A 19,648-nucleotide genomic window follows, 5' to 3' on the forward strand; every position below is an offset into this window, starting at 1 on the left:
CTATCGAATGCCTTGCGACTGCAGCCACTGACTGATCTGCGCCTGATTCATGGCGCCACAATTACCCCCGGATGCCAGCCTGTCGTCGGGCACACGGTTCACTTTGTGGCAGTGGGGACACACCAGATGTCGGATGTCTGTTGTCATTGGTCAGCCTCTGTTCGTCTGGCGAACGATATTGTTCGGATCCTAATCAATAACCTGCTCTACCGGCCGCCGCAGGGATCGTGGCGTTTCAGCACCACGACCAATTCTCACTACAAGATCCGGCCGTCGATTCCCGATGCCCAAAAAACGGGCAAACTTCGCACGCAAGGGGGTCACCTCAACCGGCTGGTTTATGAAGGCCGTCCTCAGGTCAAGCGCAGCTGCCTGCAGGGCGAGTCGCTCATAGCAACGACCCGCTTCAATCCAGTGAGGTTTGTCGTCAATATCAGACACCAGTATAGCAATGGCAGAGGAGCTCCGGATGTGCCGGAAGTCTTTCTGGTTCTGCTTCTTCGCAGAGAACCCGAAGTGCATCGCCAACAATCCCAGCCATCGGGGCACGGCGGGATTACCCATGACCGGTCCATACAGACCGTCCCCTTTCCTCACTGCCTCTCGCCCGTTAAAGCGAACCCAGGACTTAAGCTCCCGGGCCCATGCAGCGTCGCCAAACTGGGCGGTGTTGCCCTCGGCCACAAACTGGGCTATCTGTTCTTTCTGGTCATCATCAGTGACCAGCATGATGGAGACTCCCTCGCCCTGCCCGGCTCTCTCCAGCTGCTGCAACTGCTCGGCAGAGAGTCGCGAGCCATCGTATTCGACCCGGCTGCACTGTCTTTTGGGAATGGCCTCGAACAAAGGCGAACGGAAAGGGGTCGTTTCCTCGAAATCAATTTGCACACCCGAGGTCGAGTCGTCATAGGCGCAGTCGCCCGCTAGCCCCGCCGCTTCCGCCGCCAGCAACAGATTCTCGGAGGCACAGCCCAGGCTCGCATACAGGTGGTGGTCGTCGGGATCCACCGCCGGACAGCGCCGTGACAGATCCGGAAGAATCCGGATCCGGTTGGTTTCCAGTTTGAATATCCAGGGCTGTGTATTGTGACTGGAGGCCGCCAGCGTCGCATAATGCACGAGCGCTGAATAATCATGCGCTGCGTTATCGAGCGCCAAGTGACGCCACGTCTTCGTTGCATAGTCCGAATAGTTCATCTCGCCCTGGTAATCCGGTACAGCGCCTCCGGTGAAACCCGCTTGATCCAGAGCGCAGCCATTTCCTTACCCTTGCCTACCGGAATCTCCCGTTTCTTTGCCTGGAGGCCCTTGAAGATCACCTCGGCGCATTCGTTCACATCCATACCGCCAGCAATCTCCTTATCCTCCTCGCCATGAGCCGATCCATCACCAGCGAGGGCGTTGCGGGAAATATCGGTGCGTATAAAACCCGGAGTAATGGTGGAAACGTGCACGCCCTGCGCTTCCACTTCCGCGCGCAGGGCATCGAAAAACCCTATCACCGCGTGCTTGGCAGCACAGTACCCCGTTCTCAGGGCTACGCCTACCTTGCCGGCGACACTGGAAGTCACCGCTAGATGTCCGGCCCCGCGTTCCAGCATATGGGGCAGTACCGCTTTGGTCAGTGCAATCTGACCCATCACGTCCACATCCATCAGCTGCTGGTAGACCGCCATATCCGTGTCTTTGCACAATGAGCGCTGTGAAACCCCGGCGTTGTTAACCAGCAGATCAATGCTGCCGAAGGTATCAAGCACAGTCTGGACTGCCCCTGGCAACGACGCCCAGTCTGTCACATCCAGTGGCAACACCAATACTTCATCAGCCGCAAGCCCTGCTTCACGGCAGCGACGGGCAACGCGCTCCAGCTCGTCCTTACGCCGGGCAGAGAGCACCACTCGGGCACTATCCTGCGCAAATCGAGCAGCAAGTGCCTCGCCAATACCGGCGGAGGCGCCGGTAATCCAGACAGTTTGTACGGTCATGACAGCCCCTCAAGAATTGTTCAGTTTTCAACCAGGCGAGCCCTCAGGCGGGGCAGTTGGTCCGGATAGTTTTCCTGGATGAAAGTTACCAGACCCTCTCGAACGGCACATCGCAGGTCCCAGTTCGTGCTGGAGTCTTTAGCGCTCATCAGAAACCGCACCTGCATGGCCTGGTCATCGGAGTCGGTAACCTGCACTGTTGCTACCTTGCCATCCCAGCGATTCGACTTGTCCAACAACCGATTGAATTCCTGCCGAAGCGGTTCCACGGGCATTGTATAATCCACCCAGACAAACACGGTTCCAAGCAGATCAGCGGAATGCCTGGACCAGTTCTGGAACGGATTTTCGATAAACCATTGCAACGGAATGACCAGCCGCCGAAGGTCCCAGACCCTCAACACCACATAGGTGGCAGTGACCTCTTCCACCCAGCACCATTCCCCCTGAACGTACAGCACATCGTCAATGCGGAAAGGCTGGGTGAGCGCAATCTGCATCCCGGCCAGCAAGTTACTTAGCACTGGGCGGGCGGCAAAGCCCAGAATCAGGCCGCCAACACCCGCCGAGGCGAGCAGGCTTGCGCCCATGTGCTGGACGGAATCAAAGGTCATCAAGGCAGCACCCAAACCGGTAATTACAATGAGGATGTTCAGAGTGCGAACGAGAAACCGGGTTTGGGTCTCGACCTTGCGCGCCCGTTTCCACTGCCCCTCAAGTACCGGGTTCAACGCAACGATGACGTCACCAATCGCAGAAGTCAGCCCGACCGTCGCCCAGGTGATCGCAAGAATGAACAATAGAGTGCTGACTTGCTGAAGTGCTGCCAACAAAGGCAAATCTGCCGGCGCCGCCTTGAGCGCCGCCATCAACGCCAGCGTACAGAAGACAACGCCGAGAGCCCGGGCAGCCGCATCGAGAAACAAACGCAGCACGGTTCCCGACTCGGAAAAAAAACGAAAAAGCGCCAGAGCCAGCCGGTAAATAACATACGTGGCGACTACGGCGATAATCGCCGAAAGCCCCGGCCATAGCCATGCCTTGAAACCGGTCTCGAACGCTTCCAGCATCAGCCCTCCGGGAGCCCGTTATTTGCAAAAATCAACAGACCAGCCGAGCAACCCACAGGTTGCCCTGCTACCTGGAAGCCTAGACCAGCCCTTGTTCCCGTGCCATGGTCATGGCCGGTACTGCATTAAATTGCAATCGAGCGTTCAAGGCAAGAGTTGGATTGATGCACTAAATTCTGGAGCATTCGGCCCATGCACATTCGCATTACCCATCAAAGAATCACTATTGCCTTACAGTTGATACTACTGGCGGAGGCAGTGTTCGCTATCTGGGGCCAGCGCTGGTTTACCGCATTCCTGACAGCCATGATCATTGCCATCACCTTTTTTCCGCTGCTATTTGAACGCCGTTTCCGGATTCACATTCCGCCAGAGCTGCAGCTTGCCGCCATCGTGTTTGTGTTCGCCTCCCTGTTTCTGGGCGAGATACGTGACTACTACACCCGGTTCTGGTGGTGGGACATGGCACTACACACACTGTCCGGTTTTTTGCTTGGCATTCTCGGCTTTCTGCTGGTGCACATCATGAATGAAACCGAAAAAATTCACGTCCATATGAACCCCGGTTTCGTGGCTTTCTTCGCTTTTATGTTTGCGCTTGGCATGGGTGTGCTCTGGGAGATTTTCGAATTCGCCATGGATTCTTTGTTCGGCATGAATATGCAAAAACCAATGTTGGGCGACCCATCAGGGCTGACAGACACTATGTGGGATCTGGTCGTTGATGCCTTAGGTGCGCTGGTTATCTCGTTCTTGGGCTGGCGCTATCTTAAGAACCCCGATGGGCGGTCGTTCCTGGAACGGTGGATCGACGCCTTCATCGAGCGCAATCCCAGGTTCTTCAAGCGTTGAAGGCGCCGGAAGCAGATAACAGGCAGGTCGATCTGAACGTCACTATCAATCATCTTTGACCGGGAGCGGTTTTTTATGCCTGCCAGTCCAAACAGTTGATCAATCGAAGTCCGGTAATTCAGGCTTGACCACAAGCTTATCTGCCCCCTGCCATGCATCGATTCCTCCGGCAATGGACTGTACGTGGATATAGCCCATTTCTTTCATGGCCTTGGCCGACAGGGCCGAGCGCCCACTGTTTTTACAGTAGATCACCATCTTCAGTCCTCGATCCTCAAGGGCGGGATCGTTGGTCAGCTTGAATTCCAGGATACCTCTGGGAATATTCACCGCCCCCGGAATGTGGCCGGCGTGAAACTCGTCGGGTTCGCGAACATCAATCAACAGATCTGCCTGTTTGATTGCGTCCTCGGATTGCGCCAAAGGTACTTCCCGGATTTCGGCCTTGGCGGCCGCAACCATGTCATGAACATTTTTCATCGTGAAATACACCATTCAATTGTCGTAAAAAGAGCCGCTACCGCGAGAGGGTTAGCGGCTGACCTGAAAAGCACAGGAAAGTGCTCTTTAGACCCGGTTATCCGTTGACACTACCAGGATAGATGTTGGGCTTCATCCAGCCGAGGAACCACTTTATATCATCTCGATATGTGACTTCTATCACTCAGGGAGGAGGAGAAGATCTGTTGCATCCCCTCACTTTTTATTAACAACTACAATATCAGTCGACATCAGGTAGGCTGGAGGTGAGACCAGCTGGGCCGATATCGGGTTGCCCTATGCCATCATCGTTCAACAACAAGGAACATTGATAAATGACCACCCTGATCGTTGGCCTGGTTCTGTTTCTCGGCGTGCACTCACTGTCCATCGTCAACGAACCGCTGCGCAATCGCTTGCACGCCTCCCTGGGCGAGGCCGCCTTCAAGGGGCTCTATGGACTGGCGTCCCTCGTCGGCCTGGTGCTGATCGTTTGGGGCTACGGCGCTGCCCGCATGGATCCGACCGTGATCTATACGCCGCCGGGCTGGCTCAGGCACCTGGCCATGTTGCTTTTGGTTCCGGTCTTTCCGCTGCTGTTTGCCACCTATTTTCCCGGCAAGATCAAAGCAAAACTGGGGCACCCGATGCTGGTGGCCGTCAAGCTCTGGGCGCTGGCACACCTGCTGGCCAACGGAATGCTGCACGATCTGCTGCTATTCGGCTCCTTCCTGGCCTGGGCAGTGGCCGACCGGATCTCCATGAAGCGCAGAACCCAGCGGCCGATTCCCACGCTTCCGGCCCGCAAGGCGAATGACGCCATTGCGGTTGTAGGCGGCCTCGTAGTGTATGTGGTAATGGTGTTCTGGGCTCATCAGTGGCTCTTTGGGGTGGCACCGGCCTGAGCGGAGTGTCCCACCCGCATACTGATCACGATGGCTCAGTGTGAATCATCCGGAAGAGCCTCATCATCTCGTTCCAGCCACTCCCGGAACCATTGCTCACGCAACCGGACCGTTTGAGAGTACCAACGGTGGTCCCGGATAACGGCATTTTCTATGTGTTCCGGAGCCGTTGGCATGTGGGGACGCATTGGCAATCGCGGCGGCCACCCCGCAGGCGATGGCGATGGAGCGCTGGTGACGAAGGTTAAGTCTGAGGTGACAGGCGGGGTTACCGAACATAGCCCCAAGGTATACCAGGGGGCCGTACTGCCCCACCGAAGCCCCACTGCCAAGGGATACCAAAGCCGCCAGGGTGGACGCCAGGAAGCTGCGAAAACCGGGCTTGGGTTGCCGAGGGCCAGTGCTTTTACCTCCCTCAACCAGATACCAACTATTTCAGAGGGTTGACGAGCCTGTCGTAAGCTCCGTCCGGAATCCGACAGCGACCGGATCACGTGCTAAACTGTTAAGTGTATGCATCGTGGAACTTTCACTGAGGTGGGGGAGGATATCGCCATGATTAACCAGAAACTTCGGGAATTTCTCGACAGCAATGGGGTGAGTTACCGGACTGAAGTCCATGAGCCCACTGTTGACGCTTCACGTACTGCCCAAGCCGCCCATGTACGGGGCCGCGAATTTGCCAAGACAGTGATTGTAAAAGCAGATGGCCGCCTGTTCATGACGGTTCTGCCATCCACAGACCGCGTAGATGTAGATCAGTTGAAACGGGCGCTGGGCGCCAAGGATCTGGAACTGGCGGATGAGGATGAGATTAATGCCGCATTCCCCGACTGTGAGATCGGAGCCATGCCGCCTTTCGGCAACCTTTACAACATGGACGTTTTCGTCAGTCAGCACCTGCGGGAGGATGAGCACATCGTCTTCAACGCCGGCAGCCACAGCGAGGTCATACGGATGAGCTATCAGGATTACGACCGCCTGGTGCACCCACAAGTGCTTCACTTCTGAGGAGCATAAGACCGGCACGGTCATCCGAGGCAGCTAGGCAAATGCTCGAACTCCATAGGCCGCACCAGGCATTCAACTGCCACCTCCTGACCCTGATGCTCATGGCCTGGGTACTTGGTGGCTGTGCCAGCCAACCGGCCACACCGCCGTTGGTATCGCTGACCAGCGACGCCTGCACCATGGCCTGGCAGGATGTTGAGCGGCAACTGCAACAGGCGGGCATTGAGGATGCCCAAGGCAGCCAGATTCCCGGCTACCCGTATCTGCGGGCCAACCGGACGCTGGCGGACTTCGACCTGGCTGCACTCACGCCTGCAGAACGCCAAGACTGGTTACACCATGCACTATCCAACGGGGAGCGGGCATTGCGCGTCCGGCTCGCCCGGCTGGACAGGCGTTATATGTTTGACCCTGGTTGGCTGATGCACTGCGCCACTCAACAGGTGACTGCGCTGTCCGGCGATTCGCACCGCTGGAAAGCCCTTGCTTCCAGTGTGCAGCAGCCGGATGCCTACCTGGACTGGCGCCGCACCATCGGCGCCTACCCTCTGATACGCCCCTTGCTGGCTCACCAGGTCCGCAAACTCCAGGCGTCACAGGAGAAGCAGTTCGGTGCGCAGGCTGACCACGCCGAAGCCCGTCAATTCACGCCAGCTCCCCCGGAACCCGATCCTGCTCAAGTAGGGTCAATTTTACGCCATCAGCATTCCCGGGACCGGCTTGGATTGCCGGTGTTTTCACAGCAAGAGGCCGCGAAACTGCTGGCGTATCACGCTCCCCATCTGATCATGGCAAGTGACGAACCCTATGACCGGCCGGGAACACCCCGGTGGAAAGACAGCCGGTGGGTGATAGAACCACCCGCTCGGGCGTATACGCTGATCACCCAGGTTCGCTGGCAGAACCGGTGGCTGCCGCAGCTGGTCTATGTGTTCTGGTTCGATGAACGACCCAAACCCCACCCCCTGGATATATACGGCGGTCGGCTCGATGGGCTTATCTGGCGCGTCACGCTGGATGAAAACGGACAGGTCCTGATGTACGACAGCATTCACCCCTGTGGCTGCTATCACCAGTGGTACCCCCTCTCGGACCGGCTCCGGCTCAACTCCGGCGCCGTGGGGGACGAGATCATGACGGTACTGCCTCTGGAAGCGCCGGCCAACCAGCGGGCGATGTCCCGCGCCGTTGTGCATCTGGCCAGCGGTACCCACTACGTTACCAATGTGAGTTTTTCAGCTCCACCGGACTCACTAACTGAGGCTGCGCCCTACTCGCTGGTTCACTATGACCGGCTCAGGGCATTACCGGACAATACGGGCATGCACCGAAGCCTGTTTTTGCCCAACGGTCTGGTGGCCGGCACAGATCGCCTGGAGCGATTCCTGCTTTGGGGCACCGGCGTACTCTCACCCGGAGCCATGCGCCAATGGGGCCACCACGCCACCGCGTTTATCGGCAAGCGCCATTTCGATGATCCGGATCTGCTCAACCGCTACTTCAAGCCCGCTCAAGTATCGGAAAGCAGGTCCGAACAGGCCTGGTAATGGGATTCGCCCGCCGAGCAAACGCCGGATTCAAGAGTGTGTGGCCGCACTGAAGTCAGGCCTGACAGGCATTGGGTGGCAATTACCGCTTGCCCAGAAACCTCGGTGTCTCAATCCCTTGCCGTTGCATCCAGCGATAGATTGTCGGCCGTGACACTCCGTAAGAGCGTGCCACCTCGGATACGTTCCACTGATATTTTTCCAGGGCCGCCAACAATGGATTGCTAACGTCCTGCTCGATGACGAGGGCAGAGCCTGTTGCGGTTATTGCATGATCACACAGGCACTCTTCTGGCAGGTCATTGACGGTGATCTGGCCATGGTCACAGGTGGCTTCGGCAAACGCCAGAGCATTAACGAGCTGGCGAATATTGCCCGGCCAGTCATAGGCAAGCAGCGCACTCATTGCATCTGCCCGAATACGGACCTCGGGCAGCTCGCCCTGAGCAATCAGGTTCATCAGCACCCGGTTAATGACATGCTGGCGATCGGCTCTTTCACCGAGAGCAGGCAAGCGCAAGGTAGCGCCATTCAAGCGGTAATACAGGTCAGCCCGGAAAGCACCGCGTTCAATCAACTGGGCGAGATCCTGATGGGTAGCCGCTATCACGCGGCAGTTCACTTTAACGGGGCTGTCAGCACCCACAGGAAGAATCTCACCTTCGGCCAGAACCCGAAGCAGGCGCGTCTGCAGCTGCAACGGCATATCTCCGATCTCATCCAGGAACAAGGTGCCGCCATCTGCCTGCTGAATCATTCCCCGCATGCCCTTGGGCCGTGCACCGGTAAAGGCACCCGCAACATAGCCGAAAAGCTCACTCTCGATCAGTGACTCGGGAATGGCGGCGCAGTTTACCGCTACAAAAGCCCGCCTGGAGCGGTGGCTGGAATCGTGAACTGCCCGAGCAAGAACCTCCTTGCCGGTGCCGGTCTCGCCCAGAATCAGCAGCCCCACATCCCGGTTTCTGAGGCGTTTGGCAAGACCAAGGGTGCGCCGCATCACCGGATCATCCGCTGCCAGTGCGTCCAGTTCGGGCACAGATTCATCCGCGGACAAGACCTCTGACGGTGGCGAGACCGGAGACCTTGTTCTGGGCTGGATCAGTGCCGCAAAAAATGTAATTCCACTGGTGCAGTGCCTGAACGCTTTTACCTGATCATCGTGATCGTAAGGGATGCTCCAGATATCCCTCAGCTCACATTCAAACAGACTCGTCAGGTCCGGCCGGGGCGCTGCGCCATTGTCGGAATTCGGGCTCAGCATGAGCGAGCGTCCCGCAGTATTGGCCGCCTCCACGCATCCATCGTCATCAATGGCAAACAGGTACTGACCGTTCACCTGAACAAATTCGCGAGAGGAGTCGCACCGGACAATCGTCTGATTACGATAACGTCGTAGAAAGTAGGCATCCTCAATCATCCGGGCATAGAGCTGAGTCAGGTGTAACGCGAAGGTCTGGCTGCTATGGGCGTCGGGTGAATCCAGGGCCGAAATATCCAGCACCGCCAGCAGATTGCCAAGGGGATCGAGAATTGGGGCGGACGTACAGGTCAGATTGATGTGGCTGGCATCAAAATGGTCGACCCGGTGACACGTCAGGGGCTGCTGCTCCTCGATACAGGTGCCCACGGCACAGGTACCGGCATACTGTTCACTCCAGTCCGCGCCCAGATACAAACCGGCTTTGCGCAAACGCTGATCATAACGGCGGTCACCCAGATACTGCACGGTAATGCCCTGGTGGTCGGTAAGCAGCAACACATAACCGAGATTGGCAATGTTCGTATACAGCTGCTCGACACCTGCCCTGGCGACGTTGAGAAACTCATCTACCGAGTCCTGGTGCTCTTTCAGGGTTTGCTGGGTCACAATCCGTGCACTGCGTGGCTGGCTCGGATCCAGTCCGTACTTGTTGATACATCGCTTCCAGGAGCGACCAATAAACTCCGATCCCGATGGTAAGCCCAAAGACGAGTGGTCATCTGCAAAATTCAGAATCGCATCAATATGGCGCCGCTGTGCCAGTTGCATAGTCATGCCAAGCTCCTGCATCGCTCTGAAATTGTTATTGTCATTCACGAGAGATACTGCTTTGTCTCTGAAACAGCCTATACCTCAACGCCCGATATCAACATCCTTCTTTAGTGCTCGATTGATAGTGCCCGATTGATAGCGCTTCATTGGTCATTACACCTGTCACGCGTTCACCGCCAGGGACATTACAGGTGTAACGCAAAAAGCCTGACCTTGCCCCCTCCCCCACCACTCAAGGCCACTCCTGAAAACCCGGAACTTGCACTTGAATTCAGCTACTTGAAACTTTCAATGCTCCTGGAGGCAGAGCTGGCACACCACCTGCTATGTTTCGGTTGAAGGATTAATTCCTGCACTGGGCGCCACAGCCACCCAGCCAACAAAAACAATGCGACACCGGAGAATCGAAATGAGCGACACACCAATCACTCCTACCCAACGAGTTCAGCAATGGCTTGACGGGTTCAACGAGACCCTGCAATCGAGCGACCCCGGCCGAGCTGCCGAGCGGTTTGAAACCGACGGCTTCTGGCGGGACCTCGTTGCCCTGACCTGGAACATCAAGACCGTGGAAGGCCGGGACGGCATCCGTGACATGCTGGAGCACACGGCTGGGCACGCCCGCCCCGGAAACTGGAAGGTGGCAGAAGAGGCCACCGAACAGGATGGGGTGACCGAGGCCTGGATAACCTTCGAGACCAAAGATGCGTTTGGCAAAGGCCATGTTCGTCTGCGGAACGGCGCGGCGTGGACCTTACTGACCACCATGCAGGAGCTGAAAGAGTTCCCGGAGAAGCGCAACTTGCTGCGGCCAAAAGGCGCCCAGCACGGCGCGACCAAATCGCGACAGACCTGGCTTGAGGCAAGCCAGGAGGAAGCACGGGAACTCGGATACAGCCGCCAGCCCTATTGCGTGATCATTGGTGGCGGACAGGGTGGCATCGGCCTCGCCGCGCGACTTCGGCAACTGGACGTGCCAACGATCGTTATCGAGCGCAACCCGAAAGCCGGCGATTCCTGGCGCAACCGCTACAAATCACTGTGCCTCCATGACCCGGTCTGGTACGACCATATGCCCTATCTGCCTTTCCCGGATCACTGGCCCGTTTTCGCACCCAAAGACAAAATTGGCGACTGGCTGGAAATGTATACCAAAATCATGGAACTCAATTACTGGAGTTCCACGGAATGCACCAGTGCCCGCTATGACGAAGCCAGCAAGGAATGGGTGGTGGACGTAATCCGGGACGGCGAAAAAGTTACCCTTCGACCCAAGCAGTTGGTCCTGGCCACGGGCATGTCAGGCATTCCCAGCATTCCCGACGTTCCTGGAATGGACAGCTTCGAGGGTGAGCAGCATCATTCGAGCCAGCACCCCGGAGGAGCTGCCTACAAGGGCAAAAACTGTGTGGTTCTTGGGGGCAACAACTCTGCTCACGACATCTGCGCGGCACTCTGGGAGAACGATGCCGACGTCACCATGATCCAGCGCTCGTCCACCCACATCATCAAATCTGACACCCTGATGGACCTGGTGCTCGGCCCGCTTTATTCAGAGGAAGCAGTGCAGAATGGCGTGACCACCGAGAAAGCCGATCTCACTTTTGCGTCGGTTCCGTTCAAGATCATGCCGGACATGCACATCCCGGTATACCAGCAGGTTGCCGAGCAGGATGCGGACTTCTACCGGCGCCTGGAGCGGGCCGGTTTCCTGCTGGACTTTGGTGACGACGGTTCTGGCCTGTTCATGAAATACCTGCGCCGTGGCTCCGGCTACTATATTGATGTGGGTGCCTCCGAGCTGGTTGCCCAGGGCGAAATCAAACTCAAGAGCGGTGTCAGCATTGAACGCATCAACCCTCGCTCTGTGACGTTGACCGATGGCACGGAACTGCCGGCAGACCTGATCGTCTACGCCACCGGCTTTGGCTCCATGAATGGTTGGGCGGCACGGATCATCTCCCAGGAAGTCGCGGACAAAGTCGGCAAGTGCTGGGGCATGGGATCCGATACCACTAAAGATCCCGGGCCCTGGGAAGGCGAGCTCAGGAACATGTGGAAACCCACGCAACAGGAAGCACTCTGGTTCCACGGTGGCAACCTGCACCAGTCACGCCACTACTCGCTCTACCTGGCGCTTCAGCTAAAAGCCCGAAAAGAGGGCCTTGAAACGCCTGTCTACGGCCAGGAAGAGGTTCATCACCTTTCCTGAGTCCTGGAGGGCTGGCTTCGGCCAGCCCTCTCATCGCCAACTGGCGATAACATGTCTTTCTGATCGCCACCAGGCGCAATTGCGACCACGCCCTTGCCAGAACTTGCTGATTCGGTCACAACAGCCCGGCGGTTCAACAAATCGGTGAGAGCGTCGACGTTGCTCAGCCAGCAGTGCCGATGTGGTTGGACCGGCGGCCGGGACTGCCAGTATAGGTTCGGCCTCACGCTCTGATCAATCTGCCGCCTCCAAATGCGCACCGGCAGCATGCATTTTCCTGCGCGCTTCTTCGCCCGCCGGGATCGTCACCGGCCGGGTTGCATCCGGAATCAGAACGACTTCAAAGCCTTCTTTACAACCATCCAGGACAGTCGCCAGCACGCATACGTCTTCGGCGAGACCGCCGACAAATAGGCGTTTAACGCCGTCGTGACGTAATTGCTCGGCAAGACCGGTCTGATCAAAGGCCGAGTTTTGATCCTGATCGAAGCGTACGCCCTTGGTCACTTTGACTGCGGATTCCGGCACTCTCAAGTCCGGGTGGAAACCCGCTCCGTCGCTGTCCTGGATGCAGTGTGGTGGCCAGGGACCACCCCGTTGTTCAAAGCTGATGTGGTCGACCGGATGCCAATCACGGGATACGTAAACCGGTACATTGTGGGCGGTGGCGCTTTCAATCCAGTGGTTGAGGACCGGGACAACCTTGTCACCCTCTTCGATTGCCAGCGCGCCACCGGGACAAAAATCGTTCTGTACATCAACCACGATCAGGGCGTCACCGGGACACAGCGTTGCGTTACTGAGAGTCATGCGGCACCTCCATTAATTGTCGGTCAATAAGGACGTCACATTGCCCTCACACCAGCTTCAACCTCGTTCTGGTACCTGGATAATGCCGGGCTGACCTCAACAAGATACGGCGGATCGGCCGGTGTAATGACACGGACATGGTCCGGGAGACGGGCGATCTGCTGGCCGGCATAGGCACGCGCCGTTTCGATATCGACACAGCCTGCAGCCAGGCGCTCACCATTGCGCATTACGATCTCAAGCAATGGCTGCCCCGGTTGCTCCTCATCAGCCTGCGCCACTACATCATGGGTGGCCTTCCCGTGCTCGCTCACCCGGAAAACCTGCTTGCGCCCCGGCAGTATCGGTTTCCCGGGGCTCAGCTTTAACCGGCCCCTGCCGGCATATTCACAAAGCTTGTAGGCAATATCCAGATCAGGGGCATCGGTGGAAACGCCCATGCTGGTGCCTACGCCGAAGCCGTCAATCGGGGCTCCCGAGGATACGAGTTGCGCGACCTTATCCTCGTCGAGTCCGCCGCTGACTATGATTTCTACGTTACCAAGTCCCGCCTGGTCGAGCAGCCCGCGTACTTCCCTGGACAGACTGAGCAGATCGCCTGAATCAATGCGCACCCCGCTGACCTTGAACTCGTCGCCCAAGGTGTTTGCCAGTTCGATAACCCTGCGTACGCCCTGCAAAGTATCGTAGGTATCGATCAGCAACACTGTGTCCGGATAGAGTTGAACGAACCTGCGAAATGCCTCCCTTTCATCATCATGAGCCTGTATATAACTGTGTGCCATAGTGCCGGCGACCGGCACCTGATACACCTTACCGGCAAGCACATTAGAGGTCGCTGCTACCCCGCCAATGTAAAACGCGCGGGCGGCTTTCAGGGCAGCGTCTACCCCATGCATCCGACGAGGACCGAAATCAATCACCGGACGACCTTCGGCCGCCATCACCATACGCTGGGCCTTGGAACTCAACACGGTCTGAACGTGCATCTGGTTCATGATGAAGGTCTCGATGATTTGCGCTTCCAATATAGGTGCCACGATTTCCAGAATCGGTTCATCGGCAAATATCGGCGTTCCTTCGGGGACCGCATAGACCGTTCCGCTGAAGCGGAAGTCGCGCAACTGAGCAAGAAAACGATCGGAGAACTTCCCGAGTGACGCCAGGTAGGCAAGATCCTCCTCGTCAAACCTCAGGTTCTCCAGATAATCGAGCACCGTGTCGAGGCCGCAGGCCAGCAAAAAGTTCCGACAGGGCGGCAGGCGGCGAACGAACAGGCTGAAGACCGCGTCATCGGTCATACTTTCCTCGAAGTACGCCTGTGCCATGGTCAATTCGTAAAGATCAGTGAACAGAGCGAGTTTAGTCGTCATTACTTAACTCTAGCAGGCCGCGCGCGACTTTGTGAACATAACCATTCGCTTCTTCCAAGCCTCCACCGCATCAGATGATTCTGCCTGGCACAGCTTCATGTTCTGAGTATGCATAACGCGCATAATCAAACGGCCCCAATGTTTGGGTCCAACTGCGAAAAACGAATAAAGTTGCACTCGCCTGCAAGCACATGCGCCAGGTGCCGAATGTGCGCAGGCGTAATCTCACAACAACCGCCAACAACACTGGCACCGTCCGCCATCCACTGACGTACATGCGCAACATAGGCTTCCGGAGATATATCAGACCGCACCTCCAGGGCATCCGCCGAACCGCCTCTCGCCATGGCCTCAACAGATTTAAAGGCATTGGCGTAACCGCCAACAGTCGGGTACAGATCCACCAGTTCCGGCATGGCGTCGGTCATCAATTCGGGTTCAAAGCAGTTCAACATCACTGCAGCGGGCCCATACCCTTCAATAGCAGTAACTGCTTCAGCCAGGGTTTCACCAGATTTGAGCCTGCCGCTCCGTTCGAGGCGAAATGCCACTCCAAAGGGTTTACCCAGCTCGCCGGCTGCAGCACACGCGGCCCGTGCTTCGAGCGTGTTGGTCATGGTCTCAATGAGGAAGACGTCAGCGTTGGCCTGCAGCTGAACCAGCGTGGCGTATTCGTTCCGCAGGTCATCAAAAGAGCGGGCCGGCTGGCCCTGATAGCTTGCAGTCAAAGGAGGAAGGCAAGCGGCAATTTCCACCTGCGCGCCAGTGGCGTCGATCGCCCGCTCGAGAGCCTGGAACGCCCGCTGATGAATAGCCTCCAACTGGTCATACACCCCCTGCTTGCGCAAACGGGTTGGTGTGGCTGCATAGGTATTAAGCGTCAGCGTTTTTGCCCCGGCCCGGATAAAATCCGCGTGCACAGCCGTGACAACCTCGGGCTGCTCCAGCATGACTGCTACGGACCACAGCGGAGAACTCACACCAAGAGCCCTGCGATAGATTTCCTGGCCAAGACCACCGTCAAGAAGTGCAATGGATCGCATATTGGCTTTAGCTTCTTTACTACGCATCGAAATCTCCAAGTGAATGCTGAGAATACCTGCATGTATGACAAGGTTATGACGCCATGAAAATTAATCTACTCCGCTAACGTGGATGCAGCCATCCTGGCAGCAGTGTATATGGGTCTATCGTGATATCACTGCGGCAAGGAATATCCAGCTGTTGGAGCTTTTCTATCAGACTTCCAGTTCAGAAGGTATTTCTCTTGGTGGGTCATGCTGGTTTTCCTATGTTATTTGATTGGTGTTGTGCTGACCCTGGCGACCCGGAGAGCAGGGTCAGCACAACACGTCAGAAGCAGAGCGATAACGATAACTCTGCGGACACGGGAGAGCCTGAAGGTCAGGGCCTCAGTACCCAGTAGTCGTTCTGGACGTCGTGGGGCAACTGGTGCACAGAGATCTGGCCAAAACCTGCCTCGGTAAAGTACTCCCTAGCCTTTTCCCGGCCCCACATGGTACCCAGACCTTCTCCGCCCTGAGCCAGCGATACCGTCATGCAGTGCATCAGCGACATGGTATACAACAGAGTACCCAGAGGGTGATCGCGATCCCCATGATGGTGACTGGAGCCATGAATGTCCTGGGCCAGGTAGACCCCGTCAGGTCTCAGTGTCCTGCGGATTCCCCGAAGCAGGTTCAAAGGCCTGGCCTGGTCATGAATCGCGTCGAAAGTGGTGACCAGATCGTAGGCATCCGGATCTGCGCTTTCATCGAAATCACTCAGGTCCCGCTCATCGTAAGTGACGTTTACCAGGCCCTCGCGACGGGCTCGGGCACGAGCCCACTCAATGGCTTCCAAAGACAGATCGTATCCGGTAAAGCGGGAGTTGGGGAACCGCGCTGCCATCTTCATCAGGGCCAGCCCCCGGCCACACCCCAGATCCAACACATCAATGCCCTGCTCAAGACCCTCGACCAACCCCTCGGCCAAAGGCAGAATGCCGTCGAACAATGCCGGCAGCACGGTCTGCCCGCTGTCCTCAGCCATCATTTCATGAAAGCGGGCATAGCGTTCATAAGGTACGCCGCCACCCCTGCGGAAGCAGTCCAGTATGTCGTCCTCAACGACACCCAGCGACGGCAGATACTGGGCGAATACCGCCATGTTAGCGTCGCCAGCGGAAGTGATCAGTGCGGAATGGGCCGATGGCAGGCAATAGGTCATGGAATCGGGTTCGTGTTGAAGAATGCCGGCGACACTCAGGCCGCCCAACCACTCCCGCACGTAGCGCTCGTTCAGCCCCGACTTGCTGGCCAGCTCTGCACTGGTGACCGGTTCGCCGTCACTCAGGGCATCCAGCAGACCACTACGGTGCCCCAGACTGATCAATTGCAGCATGGCGCCCTCGTTGAGAGCGTTCAGAAGACGTTGCTCAAAAGCTTCGGTAGTGATTGCCGGCATATCGGATGTTTGAAAGTTGACACTCATGATGACCTCCCTGGGTTGTTCCGGAATTGGAGCGGATCAGGTCATATTCTGTGCTGGCACCTTGCGCTAGACTAAAGCTGTTATAGACAAGAAGCGGTCTTTTCTGCCATGTCGGATGATAAGTTATCAATCGGTCTTTTGGCGGTACCGGAGGTCGCCGCCTCCTCGCTCTACGGCATGTATGACGTCTTTGCTGCTGCCGGGCGAGACTGGGCCTACCTGATGGAGGGCAAACCGGGTAACCCGCCACTGGATCCGCGGGTGGTGTCCCGATCTGGCGCCTGCGCCATGACCATCACCAACGGCATTTCCATCGTACCTGACCTCGGCCTGGACCATATTCCCGAGGTTGCCTGTATCCCCGAAATAACCCTGCCACCTGACACCGCCCTGAGCGAGCGTTTTGCCCCGGAAATCGACTGGGTCAGGCGCTGCCATGCAGCCGGCAGCCTGATTGCGACCGCGTGCTCCGGAGCGCTGCTGCTGGCCGAAGCTGGTTTGCTCCGGGGTGAAATTGCCACCACTCACTGGGCCTATTGCGATGCCCTAGCACGTTACCCGGGCGTTCGCGTACACCAACATCAGGCGCTGGTGGTGGGTGGCGTCGGCAACCGTCTGATCATGGCTGGCGGCGGCACCTCCTGGGAGGACTTGTCACTGTATCTGGTGGCTCGTCTGGTCAGCGTGGAAGAGGCCATGCATCTGGCCAAACTGTTCCTGATCGACTGGCATGACACCGGCCAGTTGCCCTATGCCGTACTTTCCCAATCCCGACAGACTGAAGACGCCGCGATCGGGCAATGCCAGGCATGGATTGCCCAACACTACGACAGCGAACGGACGCCGGTTACCGCCATGATGCGCCGTTCCGGCCTCAGCGAACGCACGTTCCACCGCCGTTTCAAACAGGTAACCGGCCTCACCCCCATGGATTATGTGCATACGTTACGGCTGGAAGAAGCCAAGCACTTGTTGGAGAGGGACACGCTATCGGTGGAAGCGATCGCAGAAGAGGTAGGCTACGAAGACTGCGCATTCTTCGGCCGACTGTTCAGACGCAAGGTGGGGCTCACCCCAAAACAGTATCGGCGCCGCTTCGGGAGTCTGAGAGTCCTGCTGACTGAGGCGAGCAGCTTATCCAGGTCTGACATGTCAACAGAGTCTTCCCGGCACTTGTAGGCATCAATATGGATTGATCGGCTTGCTACCATGATCCAATCTGCCCCAAAAGCACTATCCTTACCCCACCTGATAAACAAACGGAGGCTAAACCATGAAACTCGCTAATCTTTCCCAACCCGGCGGACTGGATAAGTTACAAATCACTGACGGCCCGGAGCCCGGCGCACCAGGCCCCGGTGAGTTGCGGGTCCGGATTCACGCCAACTCCCTCAATTTTCACGATTACGCGGTAGTTGTCGGTGCTATACCCACCGAAGAGGGGCGCATCCCCATGGCGGATGGTGCCGGTGTGGTCGAAGCGGTCGGCGCTGGCGTGAGCGAATTCAAGGTAGGGGATCATGTGGTTTCCACCTTCTTCCCCGAGTGGGAGGACGGCACCGCCCCGATCGACAATTTCACCACCACACCCGGCGACGGTATCGACGGTTATGCCCGCGAGTTGGTAACTGGGCCGGCGCAAGGATTCACCCACGCACCGGAAGGCTTCAGCCACGCGGAAGCGGCAACCTTGACCACTGCAGGCCTGACCGCCTGGCGCGCCTTGGTCGTCAACGGTGGGTTAAAGGCCGGCGACACCGTACTTACCCTCGGTACCGGTGGCGTGTCGATATTTGCCCTGCAGTTCGCCAAGATGATGGGCGCACGAGTGATCTCGACCTCATCCTCCGATGAGAAACTCGAACGGCTGAGCGCTTTGGGAGCCGACCACACCATAAGCTACAAAACGACTCCTGCCTGGGGCCAGCGAGTGCTCGAACTGACCAGCGGCCAGGGTGTGGATCATGTGATCGAAGTGGGTGGCCCGGGCACCCTGCCGGAATCCATCGACGCCGTGCGCATCGGTGGCCACATATCGCTGATTGGCGTACTCACCGGTCGTGCCGGCGAAGTGCCCACCGCAAAACTCATGGCCAAACAGGCTCGCCTTCAGGGCTTGATCGTGGGCAGCCGGACACACCAATTGGAGATGATTCGCGCGATTGAAGCCAACAACATGCACCCGGTGATTGACCGCTCCTTCACGCTGGATGAAATTGCCGATGCATTCCGCTACGAAGAATCCGGCAAGCACTTTGGCAAGATCTGCCTGGAATTTTAGGCAAACCCCGGGCTGTGGCAGTTCAGCCGAATTCTTAAACTTTTATAATTAAATACAGTCGCTTATATATTTCAACATCTTAGTTATGGGTTAGCCGGTTCACGACAGTTTTCACAAACCCGTGTTATTGTCGGAAATCATGTTGTGTGTCAGGTTAAATGCAGCAGTTACACACTAGCGAAACGGATTGGCGTTAGTGTGGAATTCAGTTTATTCCAATCTGACGGAAAAAGGACTACCAAAATGAACACCGATATTCTGGAAGGTAACTGGAAGCAGCTTAAAGGCAAAGTGAGAGAAAACTGGGGCAAGCTGACCGATGATGAAGTTGATGAAATCGGAGGCCGCAGAGAGCACTTTATTGGCAAGATCCAGGAAAAGTACGGCATGAAAAGAGATGAAGCAGAAAAAGAGTGGGATAAGCTCACTAAGTAACCGCTAATTTGGTGCTTAATGTAAGGCCGATGGTATCTCGCATTCGCAGCCATCGGCCTCTGCCTGACCCTAGTGTTCCCAATGCAGCGCTCAGCCTGGTTACTAAAACGTTTCGTCGTGCCATAGAGTGGACAAAAAATAGGCTCCCCTAGCACCGTC

General features: G+C 57.1%; 19 protein-coding genes. 8 read left to right on the plus strand and 11 right to left on the minus strand.

Annotated features, from left to right (window positions below):
- The 4 genes from F6Y09_RS00090 to F6Y09_RS00105 are packed head-to-tail and all read right to left on the minus strand — an operon-like array spanning nucleotide 1 to nucleotide 3,055.
- The gene (locus F6Y09_RS00090) at nucleotides 1-147 is read right to left on the minus strand and encodes a hypothetical protein (protein ID WP_246180232.1); all 147 of its coding nucleotides are present in this window, start codon (nucleotides 145-147) and stop codon (nucleotides 1-3) included.
- A gap of 42 nt (nucleotides 148-189) precedes the next feature.
- Nucleotides 190-1,197, minus strand: a complete 1,008-nt coding sequence (locus tag F6Y09_RS00095) for an Acg family FMN-binding oxidoreductase (RefSeq protein ID WP_218944073.1) — start codon at nucleotides 1,195-1,197, stop codon at nucleotides 190-192.
- Nucleotides 1,194-1,985: an SDR family oxidoreductase gene (locus F6Y09_RS00100; protein WP_152204913.1), complete on the minus strand. Its 792-nt coding sequence runs from the start codon at nucleotides 1,983-1,985 to the stop codon at nucleotides 1,194-1,196. Before F6Y09_RS00100 ends, F6Y09_RS00095 begins: the two co-directional genes overlap by 4 nt.
- 20 nt (nucleotides 1,986-2,005) lie before the next feature.
- Nucleotides 2,006-3,055 carry a mechanosensitive ion channel family protein gene (locus F6Y09_RS00105; RefSeq protein ID WP_152204914.1) on the minus strand — a complete coding sequence of 350 codons (1,050 nt, stop codon included), beginning with the start codon at nucleotides 3,053-3,055 and terminating at the stop codon, nucleotides 2,006-2,008.
- A gap of 192 nt (nucleotides 3,056-3,247) precedes the next feature.
- Here F6Y09_RS00105 and F6Y09_RS00110 point away from each other — a divergent pair, with 192 nt between their 5' ends.
- Nucleotides 3,248-3,907 carry a DUF2238 domain-containing protein gene (locus F6Y09_RS00110; protein WP_152204915.1) on the plus strand — a complete coding sequence of 220 codons (660 nt, stop codon included), beginning with the start codon at nucleotides 3,248-3,250 and terminating at the stop codon, nucleotides 3,905-3,907.
- Between the two features lie 99 nt (nucleotides 3,908-4,006).
- Here the strand turns inward: F6Y09_RS00110 and F6Y09_RS00115 are convergent, their stop codons facing one another.
- Entirely contained in the window at nucleotides 4,007-4,387 is a 381-nt protein-coding gene (locus F6Y09_RS00115; RefSeq protein ID WP_152204916.1) for a rhodanese-like domain-containing protein, read from the minus strand.
- 335 nt (nucleotides 4,388-4,722) lie between these two features.
- On the opposite strand from F6Y09_RS00115, the gene F6Y09_RS00120 reads away from it, so the two are divergent.
- On the plus strand, nucleotides 4,723-5,292 hold the full coding sequence (locus F6Y09_RS00120) for an NnrU family protein (protein WP_152204917.1): 570 nt from the start codon (nucleotides 4,723-4,725) through the stop codon (nucleotides 5,290-5,292).
- A gap of 96 nt (nucleotides 5,293-5,388) precedes the next feature.
- Here the strand turns inward: F6Y09_RS00120 and F6Y09_RS20770 are convergent, their stop codons facing one another.
- The gene (locus F6Y09_RS20770) at nucleotides 5,389-5,634 is read right to left on the minus strand and encodes a chloride channel protein (RefSeq protein WP_425481792.1); all 246 of its coding nucleotides are present in this window, start codon (nucleotides 5,632-5,634) and stop codon (nucleotides 5,389-5,391) included.
- Between the two features lie 213 nt (nucleotides 5,635-5,847).
- On the opposite strand from F6Y09_RS20770, the gene F6Y09_RS00130 reads away from it, so the two are divergent.
- Nucleotides 5,848-6,303 (plus strand): aminoacyl-tRNA deacylase, encoded by a 456-nt coding sequence (locus F6Y09_RS00130; protein WP_152204918.1) that lies wholly within the window; start codon nucleotides 5,848-5,850, stop codon nucleotides 6,301-6,303.
- A gap of 41 nt (nucleotides 6,304-6,344) precedes the next feature.
- Nucleotides 6,345-7,850 (plus strand): hypothetical protein, encoded by a 1,506-nt coding sequence (locus tag F6Y09_RS00135; RefSeq protein ID WP_152204919.1) that lies wholly within the window; start codon nucleotides 6,345-6,347, stop codon nucleotides 7,848-7,850.
- An 82-nt stretch (nucleotides 7,851-7,932) separates the two neighbouring features.
- Here F6Y09_RS00135 and F6Y09_RS00140 read toward each other — a convergent pair whose 3' ends face one another.
- Nucleotides 7,933-9,888 (minus strand): sigma-54-dependent Fis family transcriptional regulator, encoded by a 1,956-nt coding sequence (locus tag F6Y09_RS00140; RefSeq protein WP_152204920.1) that lies wholly within the window; start codon nucleotides 9,886-9,888, stop codon nucleotides 7,933-7,935.
- A gap of 406 nt (nucleotides 9,889-10,294) precedes the next feature.
- On the opposite strand from F6Y09_RS00140, the gene F6Y09_RS00145 reads away from it, so the two are divergent.
- A complete protein-coding gene (locus tag F6Y09_RS00145; protein ID WP_152204921.1) occupies nucleotides 10,295-12,097 on the plus strand; it encodes an NAD(P)/FAD-dependent oxidoreductase in 1,803 nt (600 codons plus the stop codon).
- Between the two features lie 234 nt (nucleotides 12,098-12,331).
- On the opposite strand, the gene F6Y09_RS00150 is transcribed toward F6Y09_RS00145, so the two are convergent.
- The 4 genes from F6Y09_RS00150 to F6Y09_RS00165 all read right to left on the minus strand — a co-directional run bounded on the left by F6Y09_RS00150 (nucleotide 12,332) and on the right by F6Y09_RS00165 (nucleotide 16,773).
- Nucleotides 12,332-12,907: an isochorismatase family protein gene (locus F6Y09_RS00150; protein WP_152204922.1), complete on the minus strand. Its 576-nt coding sequence runs from the start codon at nucleotides 12,905-12,907 to the stop codon at nucleotides 12,332-12,334.
- Between the two features lie 35 nt (nucleotides 12,908-12,942).
- Nucleotides 12,943-14,280 (minus strand): nicotinate phosphoribosyltransferase, encoded by a 1,338-nt coding sequence (locus F6Y09_RS00155; RefSeq protein WP_152204923.1) that lies wholly within the window; start codon nucleotides 14,278-14,280, stop codon nucleotides 12,943-12,945.
- 125 nt (nucleotides 14,281-14,405) lie between these two features.
- Entirely contained in the window at nucleotides 14,406-15,350 is a 945-nt protein-coding gene (locus F6Y09_RS00160) for a homocysteine S-methyltransferase family protein (protein WP_246180237.1), read from the minus strand.
- Nucleotides 15,351-15,684: 334 nt separating this feature from the next.
- Nucleotides 15,685-16,773 (minus strand): class I SAM-dependent methyltransferase, encoded by a 1,089-nt coding sequence (locus F6Y09_RS00165; protein WP_152204924.1) that lies wholly within the window; start codon nucleotides 16,771-16,773, stop codon nucleotides 15,685-15,687.
- Between the two features lie 108 nt (nucleotides 16,774-16,881).
- On the opposite strand from F6Y09_RS00165, the gene F6Y09_RS00170 reads away from it, so the two are divergent.
- From F6Y09_RS00170 to F6Y09_RS00180, 3 genes are all read left to right on the plus strand, one after another.
- Nucleotides 16,882-17,952: a GlxA family transcriptional regulator gene (locus F6Y09_RS00170; protein ID WP_152204925.1), complete on the plus strand. Its 1,071-nt coding sequence runs from the start codon at nucleotides 16,882-16,884 to the stop codon at nucleotides 17,950-17,952.
- Between the two features lie 94 nt (nucleotides 17,953-18,046).
- On the plus strand, nucleotides 18,047-19,054 hold the full coding sequence (locus F6Y09_RS00175; protein WP_152204926.1) for a zinc-dependent alcohol dehydrogenase family protein: 1,008 nt from the start codon (nucleotides 18,047-18,049) through the stop codon (nucleotides 19,052-19,054).
- Nucleotides 19,055-19,297: 243 nt separating this feature from the next.
- Nucleotides 19,298-19,489: a CsbD family protein gene (locus F6Y09_RS00180; protein WP_152204927.1), complete on the plus strand. Its 192-nt coding sequence runs from the start codon at nucleotides 19,298-19,300 to the stop codon at nucleotides 19,487-19,489.
- Nucleotides 19,490-19,648 lie beyond the last annotated feature (159 nt).

Origin of the sequence: Marinobacter changyiensis, assembly GCF_009193265.1 — a bacterium.
Classification (GTDB): Bacteria; Pseudomonadota; Gammaproteobacteria; order Pseudomonadales; family Oleiphilaceae; genus Marinobacter; species Marinobacter changyiensis.